Annotated in this window: 11 protein-coding genes; 5 read left to right on the top strand and 6 right to left on the bottom strand. The window is 70.6% G+C overall.

The genetic code is table 11. From position 1 onward, the window contains the following. Nucleotides 1-14: 14 nt before the first annotated feature. The 6 genes from EDD29_RS15990 to EDD29_RS15965 all read right to left on the bottom strand — a co-directional run bounded on the left by EDD29_RS15990 (nucleotide 15) and on the right by EDD29_RS15965 (nucleotide 7,297). Nucleotides 15-1,250 carry a GH1 family beta-glucosidase gene (locus EDD29_RS15990; protein ID WP_123665174.1) on the bottom strand — a complete coding sequence of 412 codons (1,236 nt, stop codon included), beginning with the start codon at nucleotides 1,248-1,250 and terminating at the stop codon, nucleotides 15-17. Next, the gene (gene yicI, locus EDD29_RS15985) at nucleotides 1,247-3,253 is read right to left on the bottom strand and encodes an alpha-xylosidase (RefSeq protein WP_123665173.1); all 2,007 of its coding nucleotides are present in this window, start codon (nucleotides 3,251-3,253) and stop codon (nucleotides 1,247-1,249) included. Before yicI ends, EDD29_RS15990 begins: the two co-directional genes overlap by 4 nt. Beyond that, the gene (locus EDD29_RS15980; protein WP_246052798.1) at nucleotides 3,250-4,071 is read right to left on the bottom strand and encodes a carbohydrate ABC transporter permease; all 822 of its coding nucleotides are present in this window, start codon (nucleotides 4,069-4,071) and stop codon (nucleotides 3,250-3,252) included. Before EDD29_RS15980 ends, yicI begins: the two co-directional genes overlap by 4 nt. Then, nucleotides 4,068-5,018: a carbohydrate ABC transporter permease gene (locus EDD29_RS15975; protein ID WP_123665172.1), complete on the bottom strand. Its 951-nt coding sequence runs from the start codon at nucleotides 5,016-5,018 to the stop codon at nucleotides 4,068-4,070. The genes EDD29_RS15980 and EDD29_RS15975 overlap by 4 nt, the downstream gene beginning before the upstream one ends. Then, nucleotides 5,008-6,327 (bottom strand): ABC transporter substrate-binding protein, encoded by a 1,320-nt coding sequence (locus tag EDD29_RS15970; RefSeq protein WP_123665171.1) that lies wholly within the window; start codon nucleotides 6,325-6,327, stop codon nucleotides 5,008-5,010. Before EDD29_RS15970 ends, EDD29_RS15975 begins: the two co-directional genes overlap by 11 nt. Before the next feature lie 136 nt (nucleotides 6,328-6,463). Further along, complete coding sequence (locus tag EDD29_RS15965; RefSeq protein ID WP_246052797.1) at nucleotides 6,464-7,297, bottom strand: DMT family transporter; 834 nt, start codon at nucleotides 7,295-7,297, stop codon at nucleotides 6,464-6,466. A gap of 77 nt (nucleotides 7,298-7,374) precedes the next feature. Here EDD29_RS15965 and EDD29_RS15960 point away from each other — a divergent pair, with 77 nt between their 5' ends. From EDD29_RS15960 to EDD29_RS15940, 5 genes are all read left to right on the top strand, one after another. After that, nucleotides 7,375-8,289 carry a hypothetical protein gene (locus EDD29_RS15960; RefSeq protein ID WP_148085978.1) on the top strand — a complete coding sequence of 305 codons (915 nt, stop codon included), beginning with the start codon at nucleotides 7,375-7,377 and terminating at the stop codon, nucleotides 8,287-8,289. A gap of 395 nt (nucleotides 8,290-8,684) precedes the next feature. Further along, nucleotides 8,685-9,953, top strand: a complete 1,269-nt coding sequence (locus tag EDD29_RS15955; RefSeq protein WP_211359740.1) for a hypothetical protein — start codon at nucleotides 8,685-8,687, stop codon at nucleotides 9,951-9,953. 425 nt (nucleotides 9,954-10,378) lie between these two features. Continuing rightward, a complete protein-coding gene (locus tag EDD29_RS15950; protein WP_211359739.1) occupies nucleotides 10,379-11,530 on the top strand; it encodes an MFS transporter in 1,152 nt (383 codons plus the stop codon). Nucleotides 11,531-11,665: 135 nt separating this feature from the next. Continuing rightward, nucleotides 11,666-12,637 carry a fumarylacetoacetate hydrolase family protein gene (locus tag EDD29_RS15945; RefSeq protein WP_123665168.1) on the top strand — a complete coding sequence of 324 codons (972 nt, stop codon included), beginning with the start codon at nucleotides 11,666-11,668 and terminating at the stop codon, nucleotides 12,635-12,637. Then, entirely contained in the window at nucleotides 12,637-13,596 is a 960-nt protein-coding gene (locus EDD29_RS15940) for a cyclase family protein (protein ID WP_211359738.1), read from the top strand. The genes EDD29_RS15945 and EDD29_RS15940 overlap by 1 nt, the downstream gene beginning before the upstream one ends. Nucleotide 13,597 lies beyond the last annotated feature (1 nt).

Genomic DNA, 13,597 nt, shown 5'->3' with positions numbered 1-13,597 from the left:
GGCACCCTAGGGCGTCAGAGGTGTCCGGCGGAGATGACCCGGCGGTACCAGTGCGCGCTGTCCTTCCACGTCCTGCGCTGCGTCGCGTAGTCGACGTGGATGATGCCGAATCGCTTGGCATAACCGAAGGCCCACTCGAAATTGTCCAGCAGCGACCACACGAAGTAGCCCCGGACGTCGGCGCCCGCGGCCCTGGCGTCCAGGACGGCCTGGAGGTGGTCGCGCAGGTAGGCCACCCGGCGTTCGTCGGAGACGGGTTCGGGATAGGCCGCCCCGTTCTCCGTGATGAGCAGGGGCAGGTCCGGGTACTCGCGGGTGAGCCGGGCCAGGAGGTCGGTCAGCCCCGAGGGGTCCACCGGCCAGCCCATGTCGGTCACGGGTGCGTCCGGGTCCCCGCCCGAAAGGTGGTTCGGCGCGTAGTAGTTGACGCCGAGGTAGTCCAGCGGGGCGTGCGCGGTGGCCTCGTCGCCGTCGCGGACGAACGACCAGTCCGTCACGGCCGCGGTGTCCGCGATGAGGTCGGCCGGGTAGGCGCCTTCGAGCATCGGGCCGAAGAAGATCCGGTTGCCGAGGGCGTCGGCCCGGCGCACCTCCTCCGGGTCGCCCCGGAACACGTGCGGGTTGAGGGTCACCCCCACCCGTCCCGGGAGGACCCCCGCGGCGAGGCCGTGCGCGAGGTTGAGGTGGTGGGCCGCGGCCAGGGCGTCGGCCTGGGACCTCCGGCCCGGCGCGTGGTCACCGGTCTCATAGCCCAGGAAGGCCGAGCACCAGGGCTCGTTCAGGGTGATCCAGTCGGAGACCCGGTCCCCCAGCGCCCCGGCGACCACCGCGGCGTATCCGGCGAACCGGTACGCGGTCTCCCGGTCGGTCCAGCCGCCGCGCGCTTCGAGCCGCTGCGGCAGGTCCCAGTGGTAGAGCGTGGCGTACGGGGTGATGCCCTGCTCCAGCAGCGCGTCGACCAGCCGGGAGTAGAAGTCGAGGCCGCGCGGCTCGACCCGGCCGCCCGGCGTGACGCGCGGCCAGGAGAGCGAGAACCGGTAGGCGGTGACGCCGAGATCGGCGAGGTGTTTCACGTCCTCGGGGAAGCGGCGGTAGTGGTCGCAGGCGACCGCGCCGGTGTCCCCGTTGAGAACGTGCGGGAAGGCGTCCCAGATCGACGGTTCCCGGCCGTCGGCGTCGAGCGCGCCCTCGATCTGGAACGCGGCGGTGGCCGCGCCCCAGACGAAGTCGTCAGGGAAGACCCCGGTCACGGCAGCACCGCCCCGGGACGGGCCAGCAGGGGCAGGCTCATCACGTCGTGGTTCTCGGTCACCCAGCGCGGCCCCGTCACCTTGGCGCCGGACAGGACGTGGGTCCACTCCCCCTCCGGGACGTAGTAGGTGACATCGCCCGAAGCGGTGAACACCGGGGCGACGAGCAGGTCGGCGCCGAGCATGTACTGCCGCTCGAGATGCGCGCAGGTGGGGTCGTCGGGGAACTCCAGGACCATCGCCCGCATCATCGGCAGCCCCTCCTCATGCGCCTCGCGGGCGACCTCGCGCAGGTACGGCATCAGCCGCTCCTTCAACCGCGTGAAGTGCCGCAGGACGTCCACGGCCTCCTCGTCGAACGCCCACGGGACCCGGTAGGACTGGCTGCCGTGCAGGCGGCTGTGCGACGACAGCAGGCCGAACGCCGTCCAGCGCTTGAACAGTTCGGGGTCGGGCGTGCCCTCGAAGCCGCCGATGTCGTGGCTCCAGTAGCCGAACCCGGACATGCCGAGCGACAGGCCGCCGCGCAGGTTCTCGGCCATCGCCGAGAACGTCGACTCGCAGTCGCCGCCCCAGTGCACGGGGAACTTCTGGCCCCCGGCCGTCGCGGACCTGGCGAACACGATCGCCTCGCCCTCGCCGCGCCGCTCGCGCAGCAGGTCGAAGACCGCCTCGTTGTAGAGCTGGGCGTAGTAGTTGTGCATCCGCTCGGGGTCGGAGCCGTCGTACCAGGCGACGTCCAGGGGGATGCGCTCGCCGAAGTCGGTCTTGAAGCAGTCGACGCCCATGTCGAGCAGCGCGGCGAGCTTCTCGCGGTACCAGTCGCGGGCGCCCGGGTTCGTGAAGTCGACGATCGCGAGGCCGGGCTGCCAGTGGTCCCACTGCCAAACGGAGCCGTCGGGGCGCTTCAGCAGGTAGCCGCGAGCCTTGCCCTCCTCGAAGAGCGGGGACGCCTGCGCGATGTAGGGGTTGATCCAGAGGCAGATCTTGAGGCCCCGGTCCTTCAGCCGCTTGAGCATCCCGGCCGGGTCGGGGAAGGTGCGGGAGTCCCAGGTGAAGTCACACCACTGGAACTCCTTCATCCAGAAGCAGTCGAAGTGGAAGACCGAGAGCGGGATGTCGCGTTCGGCCATGCCGTCGATGAACGAGGTGACGGTGTCCTCGTCATAGGACGTGGTGAACGAGGTGGAGAGCCAGAGGCCGAACGACCAGTCCGGGAGCCGCGGCGGCCGGCCCGTCAGCGCGGTGTACTTGCGCAGGACGTCCTTCGGGGTCGGCCCGTAGATGACGTAGTACTCCAGCGACTCGCCCTGCACCGAGAACTGGAGCCGCGAGACGTTCTCCGAGGCGACCTCGAAGGAGACGTGCCCGGGATGGGCGACGAAGATCCCGTACCCGTCGTCGGTCAGGACGAAGGGGACGTTCTTGTAGGCCTGCTCGCTGGCGGTGCCGCCGTCGGCGTTCCACACGTCGACGGTCTGGCCGTTCTTCACCAGCGGCCCGAACCGCTCGCCGAGGCCGTAGACATGGGCGCCCACCGAGAGGTCGAGCTGCTCGCGTAGGAACGTTCCTTCGGGGCTCGTCAGGTAGGCGGTGGACTTGGCCGACGTGGAAGTCAGCACCTTTCCTCCGGCGACGGCCTCCATCCGCCAGGCGGCGTCGCCCCGCTTGAACCGGACGGTCAGCGCGCCGGAGGTGAGCGAGGCGTACTCGTCGCCGAGCTCGCCCGACGTCTCCGGCGGCGCGGTGTCCAGCGGGAAGTGCGGGCCGCGGTCGCCGCCCCCGGCGAAGTGCGTGATCTTCACGCCCACCACGTCGGGCGCGGGCGCGGTGCACTCGAAGGTGAGCATCGGCCCCTTGAGGAGGTCGCCCCGGTGCCTGACGTGGACGACCGGCGCCCGGAGCGTCAGCGCGCCCGGACCGGCCGAGGCGTCGAGGATCTCGGCGGGGTAGGCCGCGGACACGCCTTCGCGCATGAGCCAGTACCCGTCGGTGAACTTCACTTGATGGCCCCCACTGTGATGCCGCGCGTCAGCGTCCGCTGGAAGAGCAGGAAGAAGACGATCGCGGGGAGGACGCCGAGGAGCGACGCGGCGCTCTGCATCGTGGCGTCCATGTACTTGTCGCCCGCCGTGGTCGCCAGCGCGACCGGGACGGTCTGGTTGTCGTTCGAGATGAGGAAGACCAGCGGCAGGAAGAACTCGTTCCACGTCCAGATGAAGAAGAAGATCATCAGCACGGTGAGCGTCGGGCGGCTGATCGGCACCACGACCCGCCAGAGGATCCGCCAGCGGCCCGCCCCGTCGAGCTCCGCCGCCTCCAGCAGCGAGCGCGGGAACGTGCCGAACACCGCGGACAGGAGGTACGTCCCGAAAGCAGCCTGGATGACCGTCATGATGATGATCACCGAGAGCCGCGTGTCGTACAGTCCGAGCCACTTCGCGCCGTAGTACAGCGGATAGACCAGCTGCTCCTGCGGCAGCGTGTTGGCCAGCAGGAACACCGCGAGGATCCAGGTGCTGCCCTTCACCCTGCCGATCCCGAACGCGTAGGCGTTCAGCACCGACAGGACGACCGCGAGGAACGCGACGGTCCCGGCGATGAGCGCGCTGTTCCAGAGCTTGCGGCCGAAGTCCACCCGCTCCCAGAACGTCCGGAGCGCGTCGAGGTGGATCGACTCCGGCAGCGCCAGCGGGCCGCCCGAGGAGTACTCGGCGGGGGTCTTCACCGCGTTGATCAGCACGATCGCGAACGGCACGAGCATGACGACGGCCAGCACGATGAGCGCGGTGAGGACCGCGTGCCTGCGCAGGGCGATCACGACGTCTCCTCCCCTCGTCGCTGGGCGCGCAGGAACAGGAACGTCACCGCGACGATGACGAGCGTCAGCACCGTCGCGATCGCCGAGCCGTATCCGACCTGCGTCTTCTGGAAGAAGTTCTGATACGAGAAGTAGGACGGGACGTTCGTCGCCCCGCCGGGGCCGCCCCGGGTCAGCACGTAGATCGGGCCGAACACCTTGAGCGCGGCGATCGTGCACGTCAGCAGCACGACGTAGATCTCGGGCCGGATCTGCGGGACCGTGATGTGCCGGAACCTGCGCCACCAGCCCGCGCCGTCGATCTCCGCCGCCTCGTACAGCGACGGGTCGACCCGCTGGAGCCCGGACATGAAGATGACGACCGGGTAGCCGATCTGGAGCCAGACCAGGATGCCGCCGACGCTCGGGAGCGCGAGGCTCTCGTCGCCCAGCCAGTCCTGGCCGGGCAGGCCGATCGCTTCGAGCACGGCGTTCAGCGCGCCGCCCGTCGGCTTCAGGATCCAGGTCCACACGACGCCGGCGACGGCGACCGGGAGCACCTGCGGGAGGTAGAACGCCGCGCGCAGGCCGCTCGCCGTCCGGGCGCCGTAGCGCTTGCCGACGAAGTCGAACAGGACCGAGGCGAGGACCAGGCCGAGGAACGTCGGGATGACGGCCATCGCCAGGATCAGCACCAGGTTGTGCTCGAAGGACTGCCAGAACCGCTCGTCCTGGAACAACCTCTGGTAGTTCTCCAGCCCGATCCAGGTCGGGGCGCCGATCCCCTGCCAGCGGGTGAAGCCGAGCACGACGCTCGCCACGAACGGGGCGCCGATGACGACGGTGAACAGCACCCCGCTGGGGACGAGGTACAGCCAGTAGGACACGGTGCGCGAGGGGCGCACGGGCGGCGGCGCGTCCTTGGAGACGGCCACCGCCCGCTCGCCCTTGCGGATCTCAGTCGCCAAGACCCTGGTCCTGGAGGTTCTCGTCGTACGGTCCCGCGATCGCGTCGAGGAAGGCGTTCGGGGCCGCGCTGCCGTTGATCAGCTTCTGCGTGTTCTGCACGAGCACGTCGTAGTAGCCGGGCGCGGGCCAGTCCGGGTAGAACGCGAGGCTGTCGGCGGAGTTCACCTTGCCGAACAGCTCGATCAGCTCCTTGGACTTCGGGTCGCTGATCGCGGCGGGGTCCGCCGCGACGGGGACGCCGCCGGAGTTGCCGAGGAGGTTCTGGATCTCCTTGCTCATCGTGATGTCGATGAAGTCATAGGCCAGGTCCTTGGCCTTGGACTTCTCCGGCACCACCCAGAGGTTGCCGCTCGATCCCGCGTGCAGGGTGTTGCCGGGGAACAGGAACGAGCCCCATTCGAAGTTCTTGACGTCGGTCTGGAACCGGCCCCACCACCAGCTGCCCGACACCAGGATCGGGAAGTCGCCCTTCATGAAGGAGACGCCCATGTCCTCGGCCTTGGTCCCGGCGGAGTTCTTCGCGATGTAGCCCTTGGACACCCAATCCGCGAAGGTCGTCGCGGCGTACGTCCAGGCGGGGTCCTTGAAGTCGTTCTTGCCCTTGTAGAGCTGGTACCTGTCGACCCAGGCGCGGTCGGCCTTGCTCAGGGCGAGCTGGTAGAGGTACTGCTGCGCCGGATACTCCGCGCCCGCGTTGGCCAGGGGGGTGACGCCCTCGGCAACGAACTCGTCCATCACCTTGGTGAAGTCGTCGAGGGTCGTGGGGACCTCGAGGTCGTACTTCTTGAAGAGATCCTTGTTGTAGTAGACCGAGACGAACTCCCCGTAGTTGGGGATGCCGTACCAGTTGCCCTCGCCCATGATGCCGCGGTCGTCGTACTTGGCCGTCGTCTGGAGGGACGGGCTGAGCAGCTTGTCCCAGCCGCGCTTCACCACCTCGTCGGACATGTCCGTCAGCAGGCCCTGCTTGGCGATCAGGCCCGCGGTCGCGTTGCCCTTGTTGTACTCGAGGATGTCCGGCGCCTCGTTGGAGTTCAGCGCCATCGCGCCGCTCTGGTTGATCTGCTCGAAGGACTTCTCCTCGAACTTCACCTTGACGCCCGGGTGAGTCTCCTCGAACTTCGCGATGGCGGCCGACCAGGCCTTGCCCATCGCGCCGTCCGCGCTCTCGTAGTGCCACAGCCGCAGCTCTTTGGCCCCGGACGGACCGTTCTCGTCGCTCCCGCCGCCGCACGCGGCGAGCGCCATCATGCCGACCGCGAGGGCGGCCAGCCCACGCAGGACGGGGATCCTGCTCTTCTTCTGCATCGGGTCCTCCAGGGGTGGGTAGCGCCCCCGACGTCTTCTGTCGAAGCGCTTCGATTCGAAGCGCTTCGACAGAAGGTAGACCAACGTGAGCCACGACACAAGGGGTGATTTGGGAGCGCTCCCAAATCACCCGCGCCTAGGTATGGTGCAGATTGAGAAGCACCACGCCCCCGGCGACCACGACGGCGGCCGCGACACGGCGGGGGCCCATCCGCTCCCCGAAGAACAGCACCCCGATGACCGCGCCCCAGATGACCCCGGTCTCGCGCAGCGCCGCGATCTCGGCCAGCGCCCCGCGCGTCTGCGCCCAGATGACGATCCCGTAGGCGAGCATGGAGATGACCCCGCCCGTCGCCGACATGGCCCAGACCTCGCAGGGCGCGTCCAGCACCCGGCGGCCCCTCAGCGCGACCACCCCAGCGACGACGAGGGTCCCTTCGACCAGGAAAAGCCACGCCGTGTACCCCACCGCCCCATCGGCCACCCGCACCCCCAGCCCGTCCACGACGGTGTAGGCGGCGATCGACAGCCCCGTCGCCAGCGCCGCCCCGAGTGCCCGCCACGACGGCGCGGCACGCTGCCCGACCAGCGCCAGGACGCCCAGCCCCCCGCACACGGCGGCGAGTCCGACCAGCCGGGTACCGCTCAGCCGTTCCCCGAGCAGCGTGGCGATCAGCGCGACCACGAGCGGTGCGCTTCCCCGCGCCACCGGGTACACCTGGCTGAAGTCGCCGAGCGTGTAGCTGCGCGCCAGCAGCAGCGTGTAGACGACATGGATCACCACGGACGCGAGCAGGTACGGCCACGCGGCGGCGGCGGGCAGGCCCGTCAGGGCCAGTGGCAGGCCGACCACCGCCGAGGCCAGACCGATGATGGCGAAAGCCGTGTACCTGTCCGGAACCGCCTTGGCCAGGGCGTTCCACACGGCGTGCAGGAACCCGGCGAGGAGCACGGCGAGCGCAGTGACCACGGTGCGAACTACACTCCGTCGAAGACCGATTCAAAAGTCATCTCACCGGCAGATCCACGGGCGATACCCTCACTCGGGTGGAAACGGGAGCAGGGCGCGGGGACTCGCTGCCCGGGTTGGACGAGGTCGCTTGGGGATCCGTGCACCACGCGTACGGCACGGCCGAGGACGTGCCGGGGCAGCTCCGGGCGTTGGCCTCGGCCGAGGTGGACGAGCGGCGGAACGCCTACCGTCGGCTGTACGGGAACGTGTATCACCAGGGCACCCGGTGGGAGGCCAGCCCGTACGTCGTGCCGTTCCTCGGGTGGCTTCTCGATGACCCGGGGACGCCCGAGCGCGGCTCCGTCATCGAGCTCCTGCGGGCCGTCGCGCTCGGTGACGCCGACGACTCCGGCCTCCCGTTCGACCCGGTCCTGGAGTTCGCGCGGGCCGACCGGCTCACCCCGGACCGGGCTCGCGCCGCCGTCCTCTGCCTCTACGAGTACGACGACGCGCCCGAGTGCGACGAGGACGACATGAACGACTCGGCCGTCGCCTGGGCCCGCGACTGCCACCGCGCCGCCGCCGCGCTCCAGCCCCGGCTCATCGCCTGGACCCGCGACCCCGACCCCGTCGTGGCCGCGACCGCGGCCGAGCTCCTCGCCTGGCTGCCCGCCACTTCCGAGTCCGTCGCCGCCCTCCTCGCCGTCCCAGAAGGCCGCGACCTCCCCCGGGCCAGCGCCAACCTCGCTCTCGCGCACCTCCCCGCCACCGGCCCCGCCGTCCCACGGCTCCTCATCACCCTCCTCGATGCCCCGCACCCGGCCGTCCGCCTCACCGCCGCCGTGGCCCTCGCCTACCGCGCCGCCACTCCGTTCCCCGACAAGGCCCTCACCCTCCTCGTCGAAGCCCCCTCCCACCCCATCCCCTCGGCCGTGTTCCCCCTCCCATGGACCCGTCCCCTGATGGGCTTCGCAGCCCTCGCCCTCCAGCGCCTGGGCCTCCCCCGCTGACGTTTCCGGGGGACGCCCCACCGGATTGAACTGTTGCCCGTTGAGTGTTCAGGGGTGTCCGAGAGTGTTCGTAAGGCTGTCTCGTTGCGTGGTTCTTGCCCGTGGTGTGCGGGGATTGCGGCCCGGAGGTGCTGGTCGTGGTGTCTTTGGTCGTGGTGTGGCCGTTGCTTCCGGCGGCACGGCAGGGAATGCGTGTTGCCGGATTCGCCGGACGTGGCCCCGGCACCGGGAGTAGGTTCTCGCCCGGTCACATTCGGTGGCATCGGCCGGGTCGGAGGGGGTTCGTATGCTGCTGGTACGCCTGTGCCGACTGAGGTGGGGGACGACCGCGCGTGGCTGAGTCGAAGTCGCTCCGGTCGATGGCCGCGCCGTTTCTGGTTGCGGAGGCTTGTGGTGTGTCGGTGCGGACCCGCCTGAAAGACCTCACCGCGGCCGACGAGGAGGTGCTGCGGCTGGTGGGCGCGCATCTGGGATCCCTCGCATCCCGGGACCTCAAGGCGCGCTGCGGTGACGGCCTGGGTCACAGCGCTCGCCGGTGGGCGGAGCGCAAACGGGAGCTGACCGCGGGATCGTCATCGAGGTGGGCGGGTGCGATCACAAAAGCCTCCCATGATCAGTGGGCGCTGGCCCGCCGCTCCCAGACCTCCCACATCACGACCCTCGACGCCGCCATCACCACGATCAACGGTCGGCTCGCCCTGCCGGTCGGGCAGAAAGGCGCCCAGGGGGTGCCGGGAGGGTACCGGTCAGCAGCGGAGTGGTTCGGCAAATCCCGTCGCCTCACGGTCCTGCGACAGCGCCGGGAGCAGGTCGTAGCGGACCGGGCCGAGGGCAGGGTGCGCATCGTGCGGGGCGGAAAGAGCCTGGCTCGTGGCCGGCATCAGCTGGAGGCGGCCGGGGTGAGTGAGCAGGAGTGGCGGGGTCGGTGGGAGGCGGCCCGCTGGTTCCTGTCCGCCGACGGTGAGACCGGCAAGCGGTACGGCAACGAAACCCTGCGGATCACCCCCGATGGGCAGGTGTCGATCAAACTGCCCACCCCGCTGGCCGGTCTCGCCACCGCCCCCCACGGCCGCTACGTGCTGGCCGCCCGCATCTGCTTCCCGCACAGGGGTGAGGAGTGGGCGGATCGGGTGGAGGCGGACCGGGCGGTGGCCTACCGCATCCACCTGGACCCCGAACGGGGCCGCTGGTACGTGGACGCATCCTGGCAGCGGACGCCCGCGCGAGCGATCCCGCTGGAGGCCGCTCTGGCCTGCGGTGTGGTCGGGGTCGACACCAACGCCGACCACCTCGCCGCCTGGCACCTCAACGTTCACGGCGACCCGATCGGAAGACCACGCCGGTTCCCCTACGACCTGACGGGCACCGCCTCGCACCGCGACGCCCAACTCCGCCACGCCCTCACCCGACTCCTGCACTGGACCCGCCACCTCACCGACGCCAAAACCCGCGAGAAACACGGCAGGCGGCACCTGCGCCAGGTCGTCCACGGAATCCCGACGGGCCGCCTGAAAGCCGCCTGGTCTCGATGGCCGCCGAACACGCAATCGCCTTGGTGGCGGTCGACGCGGCCTACACCAGCCGGTGGGGAGCCCAGCACTGGCAGCAACCCACCAGCACAGCATCACACAAGACCAGCCGCCACGAGGCCGCAAGCCTCGTGATCGGACGGCGCGCCCAAGGCCATGGAGCCCGGCGACGGACGGCACCGCCCCCGCACCACCGGAGTGATGATGCCGGGCATCGGACCGCCCAGGCCCGACACCACGACCCCGGGTTCGAGGAACCCCGCCCGGCCCGGATCGGAGGGCGGACACGATCCGCCGCTCCACCGGGCGCGTGAAAGACGGGGACCAATCTGTCCAGCACCGTTCGGGACAGACACACTGACCCCGGGAGGGAACACTCCTGGACAGTGCTCAGGAACGGTATCCATGCGGTGGATGTGCGTCATACGGAATCTCCGTCTTCCGGTGGGGGCGGACGCGGCACATAGTGATGGCCATCACATCCCCGGATCATTCTGTGAGGCCACCCCGTGTCTCGGTCACCCTCGGCCCCCGCCCGTGCGGCGGGGCCGGTGCAGCTCGTGTTGTTGCTGGTCGGCAGTTGTATGCCGGTGCTCGGGGCGGTGCTGCTCTCACCGGTGCTGCCCCGGATGGAGGAGGAGTTCGCGGCGGTCGGCGGGGCGGAGGTGCTCGTGCCCGTCGTGCTGACGCTGCCCGCGCTGTTCATCGCGATCGGCGCGCCGTTCGCCGGGGTGATCGCCGACCGGTTCGACCGGAAGCGCCTGCTGGTCTGGGCGATGCTCGCGTACTCGGTGTGCGGCACGGCGCCGCTGTACCTCGACTCGCTGTACGCGATCCTCGCGAGCCGGGCGCTGGTCGGGGTGTGCGAGGCGGCGATCATGACCTGCTGCACGACGCTCATCGCGGACTACTGGTCGGGGCCACGACGGGTCAGGTACCTCGGGGTGCAGACGCTGGTCACCACCGTGTCGGCGACGCTGTTCTTCGCTCTCGGCGGGGCGCTCGGGGCGGGCGGCTGGCGAACGGTGTTCTGGCTGTACCTCGTGGCGGCGGTCGTGGCGGTGCCGATGGCGCGCTTCCTATGGCAGCCGGTGCGGCCCGAGCACGAGGCCGACGAGCCGGTCTCCGCCGGACGCCTCGCCGTCCCGGTCCTCGTGACGATCGTCGGCGGCCTCGTGTTCTACACCCTGATCGTGCAGCTCTCCTATGTCCTCGACGACGCGGGCGTCACCGACTCGGCCGCGATCGGCGGGATCACCGCGCTGATGTCGCTCGCCACGGCGATCGGGGCCGGCCTGTTCGCGAAGGCCACGCGGCTGGGGCTGCGGCCGTTGCTCGCGGGCGAGTTCGCGGTGGCGGGGGCCGGGCTCGTGCTGGTGGGGACGGCCGGGTCGGTGCCGGTGGTCGTCGCGGGCGCGGTGCTCACCGGGTTCGGGACGGGGCTGCTGCTGCCGACGCTGCTCACCTGGGCGGTGGACGGGCTGTCGTTCGCGCAGCGCGGGCGCGGCACCGGCGTCTGGACGTCGGCCCTGTTCCTCGGCGAGTTCCTGTCGCCGCTCGTCGTCGGCGGACTCGCCGCGGCGTCGGCCGGGCTGGGCGGCGCGCTCGGAATCGTCGGCGGCGCCTCGATCGTGCTCGCCCTGGTGGTCGCGGTGCTGCTCAAGCGCGGGTCCGGGCAGCACGCCGCGGCGTTCGGCCGGGCCGCGGCCTGACCTTTCGGTGCGGGTCCGCGAAGGGCCCGCACCCCCCAAGCCATCCATGATGTGGATGAAACACATACCTGCAATCGATTTCCCAAATCACGTGACGGCGGCCACAGTGGAACCGCAATCACGGAAGGAAACCTCATGACCGTTCAGGAGTCACCCGCCGCGCCGTTCGCGGTCGGCACGTTCGCGACGGCCGACGGCCGGGAGTTCGCCGGGCTCGTCGCCGGCGACCGGGTCGTGGACCTCACCGGGTCCGGCCTGCCCGAGACCACCCGCGGCCTCCTCGCCGACTGGGCCGCCGCGCTCCCCCGGCTCACCGCGCTCGCCGCGGCCGACGGTCCCCGCCTCGACCTCGCCGATCTGCGCGTCCTCGCCCCGGTCGAGCCCCGGCAGGTCTTCCAGTCCGGCGCGAACTACCGCACGCACGTCATCGACCTCGCCGTCGCGCACCGCTCCGCCGGCGACCCGCGCACCGACGACGAGATCCGCGCCGACACCGCCGCGCTGATGGACCGCCGCGCCGCCGAGGACCTGCCGTACGTGTTCACCGGCCTGCCCAGCGCGATCACCGGCCCGTACGACGACATCGTGGTGCCCGACTGGGTCGCCAAGCCCGACTGGGAGCTCGAGCTCACCGCGGTCATCGGCAAGGAGGCCTACCGGGTCTCCGAGGCCGAGGCGCTGGAGCACGTCGCCGCCTACACGATCGCCAACGACCTGACCGCGCGCGAGGCGGTGTTCCGGCGTGACATGCCCGAGATCGGCACCGACTGGCAGCGGTCGAAGAACATCCCGGGCTTCACCCCGCTCGGCCCGTTCCTGGTGCCCTCGGCGTTCGTCGGCGACGTCACCGGCCTCACCGTCCGCCTGGACGTGAACGGGACGACGTACCAGGCCGAGTCCACCCGGGACATGATCTTCGGCATCGCCCGGCTCGTGTCGTACATCTCCCAGTCCGCCCGGCTCCTGCCCGGCGACCTCGTCCTCACCGGCAGCCCCGCCGGAAACGGGATGCACTGGGGCGTTCTCCTCCAGGACGGCGACGTCATGGAGGGCTCGATCACCGGTCTCGGCGCCCAGCGCAACCGGATCGTCCGGAAGGCCGGCTGATGCTCGACCGGACCGATCCCGAGGGCGAGATCGCCAAGGCCGCCGCGAAGTACTCCAACTGGGGCCGCTGGGGCGAGGACGACGTGCGCGGCACCGTCAACTTCCTCACCGAGGTCAAGCGGCGCGAGGCCGCCGCGCTGGTGCGGCGCGGCGTCAGCTTCTCCCTCGCCCAGTCGTTCGACATGAACGGGCCGCAGAAGGGCTGGCGACGGCGCACCAACCCGGTGCACACCATGCTCGACACCGGCACCGACGCGGCCCTGGGCAACCAGGGCTTCCCGCACGGGATCGGCGGCGCGGACGACGTCATCGCGATGCCGCTCCAGTGCTCCACCCAGTGGGACGGCCTCGGCCACATCTTCGACCACGGGAAGGCGTGGAACGGCCGCCCCGCGGAGCGGGTCGTGACCTCCGACGGCGACCTCGTCACCGGGATCGAGACCCTGGCCGCGCCCGTCGTCGGACGCGGCGTGCTGCTGGACGTCGGCCGCGTGATCGGCGCCGACGGGGAGCTGCCCGACGGCTTCGCCATCACCGAGGCGCACCTGACCGCCACCGCCGAGGCCCACGGCGTCGCGATCGGCTCCGGCGACCTCGTGTGCGTCCGCACCGGCCAGCTCGCGCGGGTCCGCCGCGACGGCTGGGGCGAGTACGCCGGCGGCCCCGCCCCCGGCCTGTCCTTCACCACCGCCGGCTGGCTGCACCGCACCGAGATCGCCGCGATCGCCACCGACACCTGGGGCTTCGAAGTCCGCCCCAACGAGTTCGACGACGCCTTCCAGCCGCTGCACCAGGTCGCCATCCCCAACATGGGCCTGCTGATCGGCGAGATGTGGGACTTCGAGGAGCTGGCCGCCGACTGCGCGGCCGACGGCTCGTACGAGTTCCTCCTGGCCGCCCCGCCGCTGCCGATCACCGGCGCGGTCGGCTCCCCCGTGAACCCCCTCGCACTCAAGTGAA

Source organism: Actinocorallia herbida (assembly GCF_003751225.1).
GTDB lineage: Bacteria > Actinomycetota > Actinomycetes > Streptosporangiales > Streptosporangiaceae > Actinocorallia > Actinocorallia herbida.
This window is presented reverse-complemented; position numbering and strand designations above follow the sequence as displayed.

Excerpts from the sequence above, each read along its gene's own strand:
- EDD29_RS15970 (WP_123665171.1), bottom strand. The coding sequence starts at position 6,327 with ATGCAGAAGAAGAGCAGGATCCCCGTCCTGCGTGGGCTGGCCGCCCTC.
- EDD29_RS15940 (WP_211359738.1), top strand. The coding sequence starts at position 12,637 with ATGCTCGACCGGACCGATCCCGAGGGCGAGATCGCCAAGGCCGCCGCG.
- EDD29_RS15945 (WP_123665168.1), top strand. The coding sequence starts at position 11,666 with ATGACCGTTCAGGAGTCACCCGCCGCGCCGTTCGCGGTCGGCACGTTC.